This is a genomic window from Nocardia sp. NPDC004860, assembly GCF_040609015.1.
Lineage (GTDB): Bacteria > Actinomycetota > Actinomycetes > Mycobacteriales > Mycobacteriaceae > Nocardia.
In genome coordinates this window covers 238,875-255,375 of record NZ_JBEXJI010000004.1, presented here as the reverse complement: position 1 = coordinate 255,375, position 16,501 = coordinate 238,875, and the positions used below count along the sequence as shown (strand labels likewise).

The 16,501-nt window shown below is 68.4% G+C and carries 12 protein-coding genes and 1 pseudogene; 6 read left to right on the top strand and 7 right to left on the bottom strand.

Annotation, left to right across the window (positions count from 1 at the left end; all coding sequences use genetic code 11):
- Nucleotides 1–433: pseudogene (locus ABZV44_RS11520) on the bottom strand (hypothetical protein); the annotation flags it as partial.
- Nucleotides 434–723: 290 nt separating this feature from the next.
- Between ABZV44_RS11520 and ABZV44_RS11515 the strand changes: the two are divergent.
- From ABZV44_RS11515 to ABZV44_RS11500, 4 genes are all read left to right on the top strand, one after another.
- A complete protein-coding gene (locus ABZV44_RS11515) occupies nt 724–3,027 on the top strand; it encodes an FdhF/YdeP family oxidoreductase (RefSeq protein ID WP_354834793.1) in 2,304 nt (767 codons plus the stop codon).
- Nucleotides 3,024–3,836, top strand: coding sequence for a formate dehydrogenase accessory sulfurtransferase FdhD (gene fdhD / locus ABZV44_RS11510; RefSeq protein WP_354834790.1), 813 nt, complete (start codon nt 3,024–3,026; stop codon nt 3,834–3,836). The genes ABZV44_RS11515 and fdhD overlap by 4 nt, the downstream gene beginning before the upstream one ends.
- Nucleotides 3,837–3,937: 101 nt before the next feature.
- Nucleotides 3,938–4,309, top strand: coding sequence for a nuclear transport factor 2 family protein (locus ABZV44_RS11505; protein WP_354834787.1), 372 nt, complete (start codon nt 3,938–3,940; stop codon nt 4,307–4,309).
- A 73-nt stretch (nt 4,310–4,382) separates the two neighbouring features.
- Entirely contained in the window at nt 4,383–4,907 is a 525-nt protein-coding gene (locus ABZV44_RS11500; protein ID WP_354834784.1) for a hypothetical protein, read from the top strand.
- A gap of 405 nt (nt 4,908–5,312) precedes the next feature.
- Here ABZV44_RS11500 and clpX read toward each other — a convergent pair whose 3' ends face one another.
- The 6 genes from clpX to ABZV44_RS11470 form a co-directional block, all read right to left on the bottom strand.
- The gene (gene clpX, locus ABZV44_RS11495) at nt 5,313–6,593 is read right to left on the bottom strand and encodes an ATP-dependent Clp protease ATP-binding subunit ClpX (protein WP_354834781.1); all 1,281 of its coding nucleotides are present in this window, start codon (nt 6,591–6,593) and stop codon (nt 5,313–5,315) included.
- Nucleotides 6,594–6,921: 328 nt separating this feature from the next.
- Nucleotides 6,922–7,596 carry an ATP-dependent Clp protease proteolytic subunit gene (locus tag ABZV44_RS11490; protein ID WP_354834779.1) on the bottom strand — a complete coding sequence of 225 codons (675 nt, stop codon included), beginning with the start codon at nt 7,594–7,596 and terminating at the stop codon, nt 6,922–6,924.
- A 37-nt stretch (nt 7,597–7,633) separates the two neighbouring features.
- Nucleotides 7,634–8,224, bottom strand: coding sequence for an ATP-dependent Clp protease proteolytic subunit (locus ABZV44_RS11485; protein WP_354834776.1), 591 nt, complete (start codon nt 8,222–8,224; stop codon nt 7,634–7,636).
- 230 nt (nt 8,225–8,454) lie between these two features.
- Nucleotides 8,455–9,858 carry a trigger factor gene (gene tig / locus ABZV44_RS11480; protein ID WP_354834773.1) on the bottom strand — a complete coding sequence of 468 codons (1,404 nt, stop codon included), beginning with the start codon at nt 9,856–9,858 and terminating at the stop codon, nt 8,455–8,457.
- 164 nt (nt 9,859–10,022) lie between these two features.
- A complete protein-coding gene (locus tag ABZV44_RS11475; protein ID WP_354834770.1) occupies nt 10,023–10,592 on the bottom strand; it encodes an FKBP-type peptidyl-prolyl cis-trans isomerase in 570 nt (189 codons plus the stop codon).
- Nucleotides 10,593–10,718: 126 nt separating this feature from the next.
- Nucleotides 10,719–11,957 carry a hypothetical protein gene (locus tag ABZV44_RS11470; RefSeq protein WP_354834767.1) on the bottom strand — a complete coding sequence of 413 codons (1,239 nt, stop codon included), beginning with the start codon at nt 11,955–11,957 and terminating at the stop codon, nt 10,719–10,721.
- Nucleotides 11,958–12,211: 254 nt separating this feature from the next.
- Between ABZV44_RS11470 and ABZV44_RS11465 the strand changes: the two genes are divergently transcribed.
- Complete coding sequence (locus tag ABZV44_RS11465; protein WP_354834764.1) at nt 12,212–13,921, top strand: 3' terminal RNA ribose 2'-O-methyltransferase Hen1; 1,710 nt, start codon at nt 12,212–12,214, stop codon at nt 13,919–13,921.
- The gene (locus ABZV44_RS11460) at nt 13,921–16,500 is read left to right on the top strand and encodes a polynucleotide kinase-phosphatase (RefSeq protein WP_354834761.1); all 2,580 of its coding nucleotides are present in this window, start codon (nt 13,921–13,923) and stop codon (nt 16,498–16,500) included. The genes ABZV44_RS11465 and ABZV44_RS11460 overlap by 1 nt, the downstream gene beginning before the upstream one ends.
- Nucleotide 16,501 lies beyond the last annotated feature (1 nt).

The window sequence follows — 16,501 nt, the reverse complement described above, 5'->3', positions numbered from 1 at the left end:
GCACCGACGGACACACCCCGCTCGCAGGTTTCACCGAACCATCCGGACAGTACTGCGGCTGCGCCGGCGGGCACACCCCGCTGGGGGGTTTCATCGAACCGTCCGGGCAGTACTGCGGCTGGGTGCAGGCGGTCCAGCCGCAGCCGGTGTCGCCGCCGCTGTCGCACGAGGCGCCGCACTGGCCGCCGGGATTCGTCTTGCTGTTGCCGTGGCCGGGCGGGCCGTCGTGGGTGCCGGTGCAATCGGTGTAGGTGCAGTCGTTGCCCGGTTGCTGGGTGATGACCGGCGGCGGATTCACCGTGCTGGGAGGAACTTTCACCGGTGCGCGCTCCTGCGGCGCCGGGACGGAGACGGTGGTGAGCGGAACGGGTTGGGTGGCACCCGGATTCGCCCAGCCGATGCCCGCCGGCAGTGCGAGCGCGATGGCCGCCACGAACAGTAGAACAAGGTGCAGGGTTCGGGGTGAAAGTCTCACCGCGCGGGCCAGTTTCGCATGCCGGTCCCCACCGGCACGCCGAGCAGAATGCGCACATGTCTTCATTCGGCGTGACCTCGCTTGTTCGATGGTAAGGCCATCCACGTGCCCGCTGCCTTGTCTATCGCGGTAGTGATCACCCGCGTTCACACCCGAGACCGACCAGTCCGCTGGCTCGCGCGTTTCGCGCCCTACGATGCGGGTATCGACTGGGACGCCCCATCGCGCCGGAGAGGACAATCGGGACCATGTATCGTGCCGCGCCGAAGAGCGATATCGACGAGTCCGCGCTGACCGTCACCGCACCGAAGACCGAGGCCGCGGGCGTCAAGGCGGTCACCGTCGCACTGGAGCGCGCCGTCGAGGAGATGGGCGTGGTGCGCACCGCGCGCACGCTGGCCCGGGTGAATCAACGGCACGGGTTCGACTGTCCGGGCTGTGCCTGGCCGGAACCGACCGGTCGGCGTCGCCCCGCGGAGTTCTGCGAGAACGGCGCCAAGGCCGTCGCCGAGGAGGCGACCCTGCGCACCGTCACCCCCGCGTTCTTCGCCCAGCACTCCCTCGAGGACCTGGCCGGCAAGTCCGGCTACTGGCTCGGCCAGCAGGGCCGCCTCACCCACCCCATGGTGCTGCGCGAGGGCGAGGACCACTACTCCCCGATCGGCTGGGACGAGGCCTACCGCCTCATCGCCGACACCCTGCGCGGCCTGGACTCCCCCGACGAGGCCGTCTTCTACACCTCCGGCCGCACCGCCAACGAGACCGCGTTCCTCTACCAGTTGCTGGTCCGCAGCTTCGGCACCAACAACCTGCCCGACTGCTCCAACATGTGCCACGAATCCTCGGGCACCGCGCTGACCGGCTCGATCGGCATCGGCAAGGGCTCGGTCACCATCGACGACTTCTCCCAGGCCGACCTCATCATCGTGGCCGGGCAGAACCCCGGCACCAACCATCCGCGCATGCTGTCCGCGCTCGGCGAGGCCAAGGCGCACGGGGCGACGGTCATCGCGGTCAACCCGCTGCCGGAGACCGGGCTCATCGGCTTCAAGGACCCGCAGACCGTCAAGGGCTTCACCGGCGGCATCACCATCGCCGACGATTTCCTGCAAATCCGCTTGGGCGGCGATATGGCCCTGTTCCAGGGCCTGGCCAAGCTGCTGTTCGAGGCCGAGGACCGCGCGCCCGGCACGGTCGTGGACCGCGCCTTCGTCGATACGCACACCGCGAGCTTCGCCGAATACGAAAAGCAGATGCGCGCGGTCGATCTCGGCATCGTCGAGCAGGCCACCGGCCTCGGCCGCGCAGACCTGGACCGCACCGCGAAGCTGCTGGCCGAATCGAAGGCCACCATCATCTGCTGGGCCATGGGCCTCACCCAGCAGGTGCACGGCGTCGCCACCATCGAGGAGGCCACCAACCTGCTGTTGCTGCGCGGCATGATCGGCAAGCCGGGTGCGGGCGTGTGCCCGGTGCGCGGCCACTCCAATGTCCAGGGCGACCGCACCATGGGCATCTGGGAGAAGATGCCCGACGCCTTCCTCGACGCCCTGGACCGTGAATTCGGCATCACCAGCCCGCGCGAACACGGCTGGGACACCGTCAACGCCATCCGGGCCATGCGCGACGGCCGCGGCACGGTGTTCTTCGGCATGGGCGGCAACTTCGTCTCCGCCACCCCCGACACCGAGGTCACCGAGGCCGCACTGCGCAATTGCGCACTGACCGTGCAGGTGTCGACCAAACTCAACCGCAGCCACGTGGTGCACGGGCGCACCGCCCTGATCCTGCCCACCCTGGGCCGCACGGACGCGGACCTGCAGGATGGTGTGCGCCAGCAGGTTTCGGTCGAGGACTCGATGTCCATGGTGCACCTGTCCACCGGCCGGCTGGACCCGGTGAGCGACCAGCTGCGCAGCGAGGTCGCCATCGTGTGCGAGCTGGCCGAGGCCGTGTTCGGTCCGGGCCACTCCGTGCCATGGGGCGAGTTCCGGCGCGACTACGACAAGATCCGCGATGCCATCGCCCGGGTGGTGCCCGGCTGCGCCGACTACAATCGGAAAGTGCGCGGCCGCAACGGCTTCCAGCTCCCGCACCCGCCACGCGACGCCCGCGAATTCCGGACCGCCACCGGCAAGGCCAATTTCGCGGTGAACGACCTGCACTGGCTGCCGGTCCCCGAGGGCCGGCTCATCCTGCAGACCCTGCGCAGCCACGACCAGTACAACACCACCATCTACGGCCTCGACGACCGCTACCGCGGCATCCACAACGGGCGGCGCGTGGTGCTGATCCATCCAGAAGACATCACCGCCCTCGGTTTCGCCGAGGACGACCTGGTGGACGTCATCTCCGAGTTCGACGACGGCACCGAGCGCAGCGTCACCGGCTTCCGCCTGGTCGCCTACCCGACCCCGCGCGGTAATGCCGCCGCCTACTACCCCGAGACCAACCCCCTGATCCCGCTGGACCACGTCGCTCGGCGCTCCAATACGCCCGTTTCCAAAGCGGTCACCATCCGCCTGGAACGCCACACCCACACGGTCGCATGAGCAGGGTCACCGCGCGCCGCCGCACCCTGCGCATCTCGCCCAGCGGCACCGTCACCCGGCCCGATACCCTGGCCGTGGAGGAACCGCTCGAAATCCGCACGGGCGGGCAGTCGCTGACGATCACCATGCGCACCCCCGGCGCGGATATCGACCTCGTGCACGGCTTCCTCTACGCCGAGGGCATCATCGACTCGGCCGATGACATCGTCAGCGCCCGTTACTGCGCCGGCACCGACGAGAACGGGCAGAACACCTACAACGTGCTGGACATTCAGCTCCGGACCCCGGTCCCGGTGCAGCCCAGACCCTTTCTGACCAACAGTTCCTGCGGATTGTGCGGCAAGACTGCCCTGGACGAGGTGCGCACCCGGATCCGGCACGCCATGCCCGCGAATTCGCCCCGCATCGACGTGCACACCCTCGCCAAGCTGCCCGACGAACTGCGTTCCCGCCAGCAGGTTTTCGACGCCACCGGCGGGCTGCACGCGGCGGGCCTGTTCACCCCCGAGGGTGAGGCGCTGGCGGTGCGCGAGGACATCGGCCGGCACAATGCCGTGGACAAGCTGGTCGGCTGGGCGATCCGCGAGAATCGGCTCCCCGCACACGATCTCGTCCTCATGGTCAGCGGCCGCGCCTCCTTCGAGCTGGTCCAGAAGGCCATCATGGCGGGCATTCCGGTCATGGGCGCGGTGTCCGCCCCCAGCTCGCTGGCCGTGGATCTCGCCGCCGACGCCGGCCTCACCCTGGTCGGCTTCCTGCGCGGCGAAACCATGAATGTGTACACCGGTGAGGACCGTCTCGCGATGTGATCGCCGCCCGTTCCACAGGGTGAGGCAGCGGGGTTCTTTTGCGCGTTCCGGCTGTTACTCTCCGCAATAGAACACGTTTCAATTCTTGATGGGAGTCATCCATGGCAGCGCAGCCCCGCGATGTGGTCGAGCAGTACGTGAAGCTGGTGGCCACCGGGCCCACGTCGGCGATCGTGGACCTGTACGCCGAGGACGCGGTGGTCGAGGATCCGATCGGGACGCCGGAGCGCCGCGGCCACGAGGCCATCGGCGAGATGTACAAGGCCCTGGAGAACCTCGACCGCGAGACCGAACTGCACACCGTCAAGGTGGCGGGCAACAAGGTGGCGGCGTCCTTCACCCTCGTCACCGTGTCCAACGGGCACCGCATGACCCTCTCGCCCATCGATGTGATGGAGCTGAACGACGAGGGCAAGATCATCAGCATGAAGGCCTACTGGGGTCCGGACGACATGAAGATGGAGCAGATCTGACCCACGGGGTTGTCCCCTCCCGCTCCCCGAATTACGGTGGCAGCACAGTGATTCGGCGAGGGCGGGAGGGCCTGTGCGGATCTCGTTGCGCGGCACCGGTGACGGGGTGCGGGTCAGCATGCGGCTGGAGATCAACCGGCGGCGCTGGATCGCCCTGCTCATCATGCTCGGCGTGCTCACCGCCACGGGGGTGATCACCGGCCTGTGGGCCGTCGTGGCGCCCGAATCGTTCTACACCAGCTTCCCCGGATTCGGCCTGCACTGGGTGCGCGCCGACGGTCCGTACAACCATCACCTGGCCAGCGATGTGGGGGCCTTCTTCCTGGCCCTGGGCGCCGTCTCCGGCGCCGCGCTCTATTACCGCGACAGCGTCATCGCCCGCGTCACCGGGCTGGCGTGGCTGGTCTTCGGCGTGCCGCATTTCATCTACCACGCCTTCCACCGCCCGCCGACACTGAGCGGACTCAACTTCACCCTCGAAGTGCTGGCGGCGCTGGCCATGCCCGCCATCGGCCTGGCCATTCTGCTCGTCGCACCCCGCGAGCGTTTCCCGGTCCCCGAGCCCGCCCCCTTCACCTTCAAATTCCCCCGCCGCTGACCCGCCGCGAAATTCTCTTTCCCGGTCCCGATGAAATCGAGGACGTCGCCCCGTCGTAACAGGTGACCCAGCCACACCGATTTCTGAAGTAACGGAGTAAAGGTTCAACGGCGAACCACGGGGGATCAACGGCGATCCTCGCGACGGGCGCGATCGGCTCCACCGACCGTCACCGACTCCCTGGCTCTCCGGAAACGGACAGCCCACAGAAGAGACAAGCATGGACTGTCGGTCACCCTCGACGGTCTCTATCAAGCACTCGGTGCCACCAGGTTGTCCGCGCGTCTACCTTCCACGGTGATCAGCTCGAGCAGGTGATTCCTCCGCGGCCGCGTAGCGAGAGAACGAAACCGGCTCCGCGAGAGGGATTCTCGCGGAGCCGGTTTCTCTGCTTGTGGAAGGGCCTTACGCCGACTTCTCGCGGCGCTCCGGGGTCTGGCGCTTGCGCGGGACGATCGTCGGGAGGACGTTGTCGTTCACGGTGTCGGCATTGACGACCACCTTGGCGACATCGTCGCGGCTGGGGATGTCGTACATGACCGGGAGGAGCACCTCCTCCATGATGGCGCGCAGGCCGCGGGCGCCGGTGCCGCGCAGGATCGCCTGATCCGCAACGGCTTCCAGGGCGTCCTGGGTGAACTCCAGATCCACGCCGTCCATTTCGAACAGGCGCACGTACTGCTTCACCAGGGCGTTCTTCGGCTCGGCCAGGATGCGGACCAGCGAGTCCTTGTCCAGGTTGGTGACCGAGGCGACGACGGGGAGGCGGCCGATGAACTCGGGGATCAGACCGAACTTGATCAGATCCTCGGGCATCACGTCGGCGAAGTGGTCGGCGGTGTCGATCTCGGCCTTGGACCGGACCTCCGCGCCGAAACCGATGCCGCGCTTGCCGACTCGATCCTGGACGATCTTCTCCAGACCGGCGAACGCGCCCGCCACGATGAACAGCACATTGGTGGTGTCGATCTGGATGAACTCCTGGTGCGGGTGCTTGCGGCCGCCCTGCGGCGGCACCGACGCCTGCGTGCCCTCCAGGATCTTCAGCAGCGCCTGCTGCACGCCCTCACCGGATACGTCACGGGTGATGGACGGGTTCTCCGACTTGCGGGCGATCTTGTCGACCTCGTCGATGTAGATGATGCCGGTCTCGGCACGCTTCACGTCGTAGTCGGCGGCCTGGATCAGCTTCAGCAGGATGTTCTCGACATCCTCGCCGACATAGCCGGCCTCGGTGAGCGCGGTGGCGTCCGCGATGGCGAACGGCACGTTCAGCATCTTGGCCAGCGTCTGCGCCAGGTAGGTCTTGCCACAGCCCGTCGGGCCGAGCATGAGGATATTGGACTTGGCCAGCTCGACCGGTTCGCCCCGGGAGTCGCGGCCCTTGTCGCCGGCCTGAATCCGCTTGTAGTGGTTGTAGACCGCCACTGCGAGGGTTCGCTTCGCGGCGTCCTGCCCGATCACGTACTGCTCCAGGAAATCCCGGATTTCCGCGGGTTTGGGCAATTCGTCGAGCTTGACCTCGCTGGATTCGGCGAGCTCTTCCTCGATGATCTCATTGCAGAGGTCGATGCACTCGTCGCAGATGTACACCCCCGGTCCCGCAATGAGCTTCTTGACCTGCTTCTGGCTCTTTCCGCAGAACGAGCACTTCAACAGATCGCCGCCATCACCGATGCGCGCCATCTCCTGGGTCCCTACTTCCTTGTCCGCGTGCAACCGTCTGTCCCCGGCTGCCGGCGAGCTGCCTTCTTCGAGCGTAAGCCGTGACCCCTGAGTTTGCGGATCCGGCAATTCGGCTGTGTGTATCCACGGTGCCCATAACAAGCACCTGTGTTGGATGCAGAGGCAGAGCCGACAACCACGAGCAAAGGTCCCTAGAGTGACCGTACCCGCTTCGGCTGACCGAGGTCGACAACTTGGGCACGTTTCTCGCCGGACATGTGCGTGGACTCACCCCTGCCGGGGTGGCGGGGACGGCCTGGGACACACAGAACCCCGCCACCCGCCCAGCTCACTTCTGGGCGCTGAGCTTGCGGTACTGGAAAACCTGATCGACGATCCCGTACTCCTGCGCCTCGTCGGCGGTCAGGATCTTGTCCCGGTCGGTGTCCTTGCGGATGGTGTCCGCGTCCTTGCCGGTGTGGCGCGCCAGCGTGGTTTCCATGAGGCGACGCATGCGCTCGATCTCGGCGGCCTGGATCTCGAGGTCGGAGACCTGGCCCTGGATGCCGCCCGAGGTGGACGGCTGGTGGATCAGGACGCGGGCGTTGGGCAGCGCGGCACGCTTGCCGGGGGCGCCGGCGGCGAGCAGCACGGCCGCGGCCGAGGCGGCCTGGCCCAGGCAGACGGTGGCGACGTCGGCGCGCACGTACTGCATGGTGTCGTAGATGGCCATCAGCGCGGTGAAGGAACCACCGGGCGAGTTGATGTACATGGTGATGTCGCGGTCCGGATCCATCGACTCGAGCACCAGCAGCTGGGCCATGATGTCGTTGGCCGACACATCGTCAACCTGGTTGCCCAGGAAGATGATCCGCTCCTCGAAGAGCTTGTTGTACGGGTCCGAGACCTTCTGGCCGAAGCTGGTCTGCTCGGTGAACTGCGGCAGGATGTAGCGCGACTGGGGCAGGTTGCCGGCGGCGGCGAAGGTGATCCCCGCGGCCCGCGGATCGATCATGTTGGACATACGCGTCACTCCAAAGTCTGTGTGATGGGCTGCGGAACTATTTGCTGCTGCTGCCGTTCGCCTGGCTCGCGTGGGTGACCACGTGGTCGATGAACCCGTAGTCGAGCGCCTCGGCGGCGGTGAACCAGCGGTCGCGGTCGGCGTCGGCGGTCACCTGCTCGATGGACTTGCCGGTGTGGTGAGCCTGCAGCTCGTTGAGTTCGCGCTTGGTGTAGGCGAACTGCTCGGCCTGGATGGCGATGTCAGCGGCCGAACCACCCAGTCCAGCGGAGGGCTGGTGCATCATGATCCGCGCGTGCGGCAGCGCGTAGCGCTTGCCCTTGGTGCCGGCGGCGAGCAGGAACTGCCCCATGGAGGCGGCCAGGCCCATGCCGACCGTGCGGACGTCGCATTCGGCGAACTGCATGGTGTCGTAGATGGCCATGCCCGCGGTCACCGAACCGCCCGGGGAGTTGATGTAGAGCGAGATGTCCTTGGTCGGGTCCTCGGCCGACAGCAAGAGGATCTGCGCGCACAGCTTGTTGGCGATGTCGTCGTCGACCTGAGTGCCCAGGAAGATGATGCGCTCGCGCAGCAGGCGCTCGTACACCGAATCACTGAGGTTCAGACCAGCAGTCGCGGATGTCATGCGCACCCCTGCCTGATGAATTGTCACGGATACCTGCCCTCTCTCAACGGCTCGGTTAACAAGCCCCTACTGATTCGCTGACACAAACCCTAACGAAGCAGGGCGGCACCGAACTCCCGGTACCGCCCTGCTTCGCTCACAGCGCAAACTTACGTCAACACCTCACGTTCCCGCGTTCGGGGTTCTCGGGGTGTCACCCGAGACCCCGGACACCGGGGCGCCGGCATTTGTTACTTGGCCTCGGCGTCGGAGGCCTCGGTCGCGTCGGCGACGGTGGCGAGCTCCTCGGCGGAAACCTCCTCGGCCTCCGCGGCCGGGTTGCCGAACATCTCGGCGGTGTCCACGACGTTGCCGGCAGTGTCGGTGACGGCGGCCTGGACCACGACACCGGCGAGGGCCTTGCCGCGGCGCACGTCGGCGAAGACCGCGCCCAGCTGACCGGCCTGCTGGATCTGCTGGATGAACTGATCGGGCGACATGCCGTAGCGCTGCGCCTGGAAGATGATCCGCTCGTACAGCTCGTCCTGGCCGACCTGGGTGTTCTCGGCCTCGGCGACGGCGTCCAGCAGCAGCTGGGTCTTGACCGACTTCTCGGCGGCTTCCTTGGTGTCCTTCTTGAACTCCTCGAGGGAGGAGCCCTGGGCCTCGAGGGCCTCGGCCAGCTTGGCCTCGTCGTGGTCGAAGCCGTGGACGGCGTCGTGCTCGACGGCGTCGACCTCGGCCTTGACGACACCCTCGGGCAGCGGGATCTCGACGGTCTCGAGCAGCTGCTCGAGCACCTTGTCGCGGATCTCGCCGGCCTGCTGGACCTTCTTGACGCGCTCGACGCGGGTCTTCAGGTCTTCCTTCAGCTCGTCGATGGTGTCGAATTCGCTTGCCAGCTGGGCGAACTCGTCATCGGCCTCGGGCAGCTCGCGCTCCTTGACCGACTGCACGGTCACGGTGATGACGGATTCCTTGCCGGCGTGCTCACCGGCGACCAGCGTGGAGGTGAAGTCCTTGGACTCGCCCTCCTTCAGGCCGATCAGGGCTTCGTCCAGGCCCTCGATGAGCTGGCCGGAGCCGACCTCGTGGGACAGGCCGGTGGTGGAGGCCTCCTCGACGGTCTCGCCGTCGACGGTGGCGGACAGGTCGATGGAGACGAAGTCGCCGTTCTCGATGGCGCGCTCGACCGACTTCAGGGTGCCGAAGCGCTGACGCAGCGACTGCAGCTGCTCGTCGATATCCTCATCGGTGATCTCGATCGGGTCGACCGAGACGGCGATGGAGGAGAACTCCGGCAGGGTGATCTCCGGCCGGATGTCGACCTCGGCGGTGAAGGCCAGCTCCTCGCCGTCCTCGATCTTGGTGATCTCGATTTCCGGCTGGCCGATGACCTTGGCCTCGGTGGCGATGACAGCCTCGCTGTAGCGCTTGGGCAGCACATCGTTGACGACCTGCTCCAGCACGGCGCCGCGGCCGATACGGGCCTCGAGAAGCTTGGCCGGCGCCTTGCCCGGACGGAAGCCCGGGATCCGGACCTGCTGCGCGAGAGCCTTGTACGCGCGGTCGAAGTCCGGCTTCAGCTCCTCGAAGGGCACCTCGACATTGATGCGGACCCGAGTCGGGCTCAGCTGCTCGACGGTGCTCTTCACGGACATGCTCCTTGTTCGTAGTTCATGGTTGACGTCTAGGTTCCCCCCGAACGCATCCCGACCAGGTTAGTTGACGGCCCGACGGGCCGTGTAACCGGTCACTGCACGGGGCATCGCGACGCCGGTCGGTCGACCGGTCGCCCTGGTACCCGAGGTTCGGGGGTCTAGCTACCGACCTTGACGGCGTCGGTGACGAAGACCAGCGTCTCGTACGGTTTCATGCCGTGGCCGCCCGCGCCGTAGCCGAGGTCCGGCGGGACGATGAGCAGCCGGCGCGCGCCCTGCTGGACGCCGACCAGGCCCTGGTCCCAGCCCTTGATGACCTTGCCCGCGCCGAGCGGCAGCTCGAAGGGCTCGCCGCGAGTGAAGGAACTGTCGAGGACCTTCTTGTCCGACCATGTAACCAGCGTGTAGTTCATGGTCAGCTGATCCCCGGCCTTGGCGCCCGGGCCGCTGCCCGCGACCAGGTCCTTGACGATGAGCTGCTTGGGGGGGTCGCAGTCGTCCGGGATGGTGATCTTGGGAGCCTGCCCGAAGCCGCCGTCGACCTTGATGTCGTCGGCCGTGCACTCGCGGCCCTTGCTCTGGGTCGTGGTGGCGACGGCCGCGCTGGGCGTGGCCTTGGCCGTGGTGGTCGACTCCGCCTTGTTGTCACTGCTGCTGCCGCATCCCGCGGCCAGCATCGTGGCGGCCGCGACCGCACCGATCACACCGACCTTGCCCACCAAGCGCATTCCCGCTCCTGTCCGTCAGTCCGGATTGCCGCACGGATTGCGACGCCGCGCCGAACCTACACGCCGGGATCGTTGTTCGCCGGGGAGGGCGCGGCCGAGCGGATGCCGAATCGGCGATCCGCGGGCTCAGCGATCGGTGACCAGCAGCGCGTACTGTGCCGCGGCCATGCGGTGGACGAGTTGCTCGGTCGGGGCGGAGACCTGCGCCAGGTAGCGGCCGTCCAGGACGAGGCAGGTGTATTCGCCTTCGCGCGCTGCGGGATTCGAGCCGGGACCCCGCAGGCAGACCGCGTCCGGGACGCCGTCCGGCGGGGTCGTGACGGACCCGCCGGCAGTGGGCTCGGACAGTCGGTTCAGCGCGTGCCGGGCGGCCACGGCGTCGGGGAAGCGGAGCAGCCGAGCCGAATCCGTGACGGCGATGCTCTCGACCGGGATGCGCGGGTCCGCGCCGGACCTGTTGACCCACAGCTCGGCGAGGACGGGGCCGTAGACGATGCCGCGGGCGCTGCGGTGTCCGCCCCAACCGGCGATGGGTTGCTGCACGTCGCGGAAGAGCTCGGGATAGGGCCATTTCCCGGGGTCGGCGGGCAACAGGCGGCTCAGCATGCCGCCGGGATCCAGCGGGAGCGCGGACAGTTCCTCGGCCGGTGTCGGCGTGAAGGCGTCCAGCTTCGGCAGTTCGGCGTCGAGGGTGGCCTCGGCCAGCTGCTTCAGGGCCGCCAGATCCGTGGCCGGATGGGTGACGAACAGCGTCACCACGAACGGGCCATGGGCGAGGGTGACCGCCATCGTCGGCACGAAGGTGCGCCAATGACCGTGTGTCGCAAAGTATTCGGAGAAGGGTACGACGACATTGTCGTGGTTGACGTCGAAGTCGCGCCCATCTATCTCGCGGGCCGCGTCGATGGCCGTCATATTGTCCCGCATGCGCAGGACGGTGAGGCGCACCGAACGGGCCGTGCCGATCTCCGGGATGCCGGTCGGATCGTCGGTGCCGCCGATGCTGAATCCGGCCAGCATGCCGTGTGCGGCCAGGGTGGCGCGGGTGGCGTCGGCGAGGATTCCGACGGCGTCCTCCGGGGTGGGTACCGGAATGGCCGCGGTCTGCGTCAGGGCCGGATCGACGGCGCGCGGCACGATGACGGCGTCCGCCATCCGCACCGATTCCATCAGCCGCCCATAGGCTTCCCCGGCCGCCCCCGGCGCGACGAGCGGCCGCCCGCTGTAGCCGCCGAGATCCAGTGCCCCCACCTGCGGCGTCGCCGCCCGTGGTGCCCCGGCGATCGCGCAGGCACTGACCAGTGCCGCGACCGCCACGAGCGATGCGGCGTGCACACGCCGACGGGTCGAATCGAATCGGTGCATGCCGCCACCGCCTGTCACACAGCTCCCCGCCCGGGTCCCAGCTCTCCGATCACGGTGAGCCCGAACGGCGTTTCGCCCGGGCCCCTCGGATCGCCGGCGAAAACCTCCCCCGGACACCTGTTTTCGAGTGTGAGCGCGATCGTGTCACCCGGCAAGCCCCCTACACTGAGGGGTCCGCACCCGTCGCCGATATCGGCGCAGGTCGAGACGGAAATGTATTTGCGGGCGCTCTCGGCCTACGGGAGCATCTCAGGATGTTGTTGACGATTTCTTGTACACGACCCGAGGGCGCCGACTGGCCGGCCTCCGATCTGGGGTACCTGCTGCACAAGAATCCTTCGCGCATGCAGACTTTCGAGCAGTCCTACGGCATCGCGCACGTGCTCTACCCGGAGGCGGGCGACGACCGGTGCACGGCCGCGCTGCTGCTGGAGATCGATCCGGTACGGCTGGTGCGCGGAAAGTCCAAGAGCACCCCCGAATTCAGCCTGGGGCAGTATGTGAACGATCGCCCGTACGCGGCGTCTTCGCTGGTGTCCGTGGCCATTTCGACGGTGTTCGGCACCGCCTTGCACGGCCGCTGCAAGCAGCGTCCCGAGCTGGCCGAGACCGCGCTCCCGCTGCGCATCGAACTCCCGGCCGTCCCCTGCAAGGGCGGGGCCGAGTACGCCGAGCGGGTCTTCGCGCCCCTGGGCTGGACCGTCGTGGCCACTCCCCTCCCTCTGGACCCGGCCTTCCCGGACTGGGGCGATTCCCATTACCTGCGGCTCGAACTCACCGGAACGCAGCGCCTGTCCGACGCGCTGTCGCACCTCTATGTCCTGCTGCCCGTCCTCGACGGCAGCAAGCACTACTGGCTCGACACCGCCGAAATCGACAAGCTCCTCCGCTTCGGCGAGGGCTGGCTCACCATCCACCCGGACCGCGAGTGGATCACCCGCCGCTATCTGACCCGCCGCCACACTCTGGTCCGCGCCGCCCTCGCCCGCCTCGCCGAGCTGGACGACGCCGATCCGGAGGAACTCGGCGCGATCGAGCACGATTTCGACGACGAGGGGACCGGTGTCGAGAGCACATCCTCCGCACCGAGCCTTGGCCACGAAGTCTCCTCTGCCGCAACGGAGCTCGCGGCCACGAGTGCGCTCGCCGGCGAGAATTCGGGCGCCGCGCGTCTGCCCGGTTCGGCGAGCAGAGCCGCCACCATCGGAGCGGGTGCAGTGATATCAGCCCACGCCGCCGACCTCGGCCCGGCCTCCGGTGGGACCGGCGATCCGGTCCCGGCGACCGATCCGCGGGTGGAGGCTTCCTGTTCCGCGGAGGCCGGCGAACGCGGCCCATCGCTGGCGGTATTGCGGCGGGCGGCCGTGCATCGGGCGCTGTTGTCGACCGGGGCGAGCCGGGTGCTCGATCTCGGGTGCGGGCAGGGGGCGTTGCTGCTGGAGCTGGTGGCGGACCGGGCGTTCACGGAGATCGTCGGGATCGATGTGTCGATGCGCGAGTTGAAGATCGCGGCGCGGCGGCTGCGGCGGGTACCGGAGTGGCAGTCGCGGCGGGTGACCGTGCGGCAGGGGGCGCTCACGTATACCGATGCCTCGCTGCAGGGCTATGACGCGGCCGTGCTCATGGAGGTGATCGAGCATGTGGATGCGCCGCGACTGAAGGCCTTGGAGCAGGCGGTGTTCGGGGCGGCGGCGCCGGGCGCGGTGGTCGTGACCACGCCGAACAGCGAATACAACGTGCGCTACGAGGGGCTCGCGGCGGATGCTTTCCGGCATTCGGATCACCGATTCGAGTGGAGCCGGGCAGAATTCGCGGACTGGGCACACCGGGTCGGTGCGACGTACGGGTATGCCGTGCGGTTCGAGCCGATCGGGCCCGAGGATGCGGAAGTGGGGGCGTCGACGCAGATGGCTGTGTTCACCGAACGGGACGGAAAGAACGGCGACGAGAAAGGAGTCGCGTGATGGCAGAGCTGTCGGTTCCGGTGCTGTCGCTGGTCGTGCTGATCGGCAGCAGCGGCTCCGGGAAATCCACGTTCGCGCACAAGCACTTCCGTTCGACGGCGGTGCTGTCGTCGGACGCCTACCGGGGACTGGTGAGCGATGACGAAGCCGATCAGTCGGTGACGGCCGAGGCGTTCGAGCTGCTGCACCACGTGGCGGGCGTGCGCCTGCGGCGCGGGCTGCGCACCGTCATCGACGCCACCAATGTGCAGCCCAAGGCGCGGCAGGCGCTGGTGGAGCTGGCGCGGGCGCACGATGTCCTGCCGGTGGCGATCGTGCTGGACGTGCCGGAAGCGGTATGCGTGCAGCGCAATGCGCTGCGGGTGGATCGCGCGGATCTGGGTCCGCACGTGGTGGGGCGTCACCAGCGCGATCTGCGGCGTTCGCTGAAGTTCCTGGAGCGCGAGGGTTTCCGTAAGGTGCACGTGCTGAGGGGCGTCGAGGAGATCGAGGCCGCCACCATCGCGGACGAGCGTCTGTGGAACGACAAGACCGATCTCACCGGGCCTTTCGACGTGATCGGTGATGTGCACGGCTGCCGGAGCGAGCTGGAGACGCTGCTGGGCGAACTCGGCTATGTCATCGCCCGGGACACGGAGGGACGGGCGGTCGACGCGCGGCACCCCGAGGGCCGCACCGCGGTGTTCGTCGGCGACCTGGTCGATCGCGGGCCGGATACGCCCGGCGTGCTGCGGCTGGTGATGGGCATGGCCGGATCGGGAAACGCCCTGTGCGTCACCGGAAACCACGAGTTCAAGCTGGTGCGCGCGCTCGACGGCCGGCGCGTCACGGTGGCGCACGGCCTGGCCGAGTCGCTCGCCCAGCTGGAGGCCGAGGACGCCGAATTCCGCAAGACCGCACAGGAATTCATGCGCGGCCTGGTCAGCCACTATGTGCTCGACGGCGGCAAACTGGTGGTCGCGCACGCCGGTCTGAAGGAGGAGTACCAGGGCCGTACCTCGGGCCGGGTGCGCGAGTTCGCCATGTACGGCGAATCCACCGGCGAGACAGACGAATACGGGCTGCCGGTGCGGTACCCGTGGGCGAACGACTACCGCGGCCGGGCGCTGGTGCTCTACGGCCACACGCCGATGACCGAACTGGTGTGGGTGAACAACACCCTGTGCCTGGATACCGGCGCGGTGTTCGGCGGCCGTCTGACCGCGCTGCGCTACCCGGAGCGGGAGCCGGTGTCGGTGCCGGCCGAACAGGTCTGGTTCGAGCCCGTGCGCCCGCTCGCGGCCGCCACCTTCGCTACCGGCGAGGCGGTGGTCCAGCGGGATCCGGGCGTGCTCGACCTGGACGACGTGCTGGGCCGGCGGGTGGTGGAGACCCGCCACCTCGGCCGGGTCATGGTGCAGGAGGACGCCGCGAGCGCCGCGCTCGAGGTGATGAGCCGCTTCGCCGTGGACCCGCGCTGGCTGGTGTACCTGCCGCCGACCATGTCGCCGTGCGCCACCTCCACCCTGGACGGCTATCTCGAGCACCCGGCCGAGGCCTTCGAGTACTACCGCTCCGAGGGCGTGGACACCGTGGTCTGCGAGGAGAAGCACATGGGTTCGCGTGCGGTCGTGGTGGTTTCGCGGTCGGCCGAGGCGGCGCGCGACCGGTTCGGTGTCGAGGACGGCAGCACCGGCGCGGTGTACACCCGCACCGGCCGGCCGTTCTTCGACGATCCCGCGCGCACCGAATCGCTGCTGGCCCGGGTGCGGGCGGCGGCCGAAACCGCCGGGCTGTTCGAGGAACTGGGCAGCGACTGGCTGCTGCTGGACGCCGAGCTGCTGCCGTGGTCGGCCAAGGCGCTGGGGCTGCTGCGCAACCAGTACGCCGCGGTCGGCGCGGCGGCCCGGGCCTCGCTCGGCCGGGCCGCCGAGGTGCTGGCGGCCGCGGTCGAACGAGGTTTGGACGCAGGCGATCTCGCCGCACGGACCGGGGTGCGCCGGGCCGACGCCGACGCCTTCACCGCCGCCTACGGCCGCTACTGCTGGCCCACCGACGGCCTCGACGGCGTGCGCCTGGCCCCGTTCCAGCTGCTGGCCGCCTCCGGCGCGAATTACGCAGGGCGCGACCACAACTGGCACCTGGAGCGCATCGACCGCCTGGTCGCCGCCGACCCGGAGTTCTTCACCCCGACCGGGCGCCGCCTGGTCGACCTCGCCTCCCCGGAGGCCGAGACCGCCGCGACGACGTGGTGGACCGAGCTCACCGCGACCGGCGGCGAGGGCATGGTGGTGAAGCCGCTCGGCTCGCTGGTGGCCGGCACCGGCACCCGCAGCGGCCGGCCGGTGCAGCCGGGCGTGAAATGCCGTGGCCCGGAATACCTCCGGATCATCTACGGCCCGGAGTACCTGCGCCCCGACCAGCTGCACCGCCTGCGCTCCCGCGGCCTCGGCGGCAAGCGCTCCCTGGCACTGCGCGAGTACGCCCTCGGCCTGGAGGCCCTGGACCGCTTCGTGGCCCGGGAGCCGCTGTGGCGCGTCCACGAGGCGGTGTTCGCGATCCTGGCCCTGGAGACCGAGCCGGTCGACCCTCGGCTGTAAC

Excerpts from the sequence above, each read along its gene's own strand:
- ABZV44_RS11515 (WP_354834793.1), top strand. The coding sequence starts at position 724 with ATGTATCGTGCCGCGCCGAAGAGCGATATCGACGAGTCCGCGCTGACC.
- fdhD (WP_354834790.1), top strand. The coding sequence starts at position 3,024 with ATGAGCAGGGTCACCGCGCGCCGCCGCACCCTGCGCATCTCGCCCAGC.
- ABZV44_RS11505 (WP_354834787.1), top strand. The coding sequence starts at position 3,938 with ATGGCAGCGCAGCCCCGCGATGTGGTCGAGCAGTACGTGAAGCTGGTG.
- clpX (WP_354834781.1), bottom strand. The coding sequence starts at position 6,593 with ATGGCGCGCATCGGTGATGGCGGCGATCTGTTGAAGTGCTCGTTCTGC.
- ABZV44_RS11490 (WP_354834779.1), bottom strand. The coding sequence starts at position 7,596 with ATGTCCAACATGATCGATCCGCGGGCCGCGGGGATCACCTTCGCCGCC.
- ABZV44_RS11485 (WP_354834776.1), bottom strand. The coding sequence starts at position 8,224 with ATGACATCCGCGACTGCTGGTCTGAACCTCAGTGATTCGGTGTACGAG.
- ABZV44_RS11475 (WP_354834770.1), bottom strand. The coding sequence starts at position 10,592 with ATGCGCTTGGTGGGCAAGGTCGGTGTGATCGGTGCGGTCGCGGCCGCC.
- ABZV44_RS11470 (WP_354834767.1), bottom strand. The coding sequence starts at position 11,957 with ATGCACCGATTCGATTCGACCCGTCGGCGTGTGCACGCCGCATCGCTC.
- ABZV44_RS11465 (WP_354834764.1), top strand. The coding sequence starts at position 12,212 with ATGTTGTTGACGATTTCTTGTACACGACCCGAGGGCGCCGACTGGCCG.
- ABZV44_RS11460 (WP_354834761.1), top strand. The coding sequence starts at position 13,921 with ATGGCAGAGCTGTCGGTTCCGGTGCTGTCGCTGGTCGTGCTGATCGGC.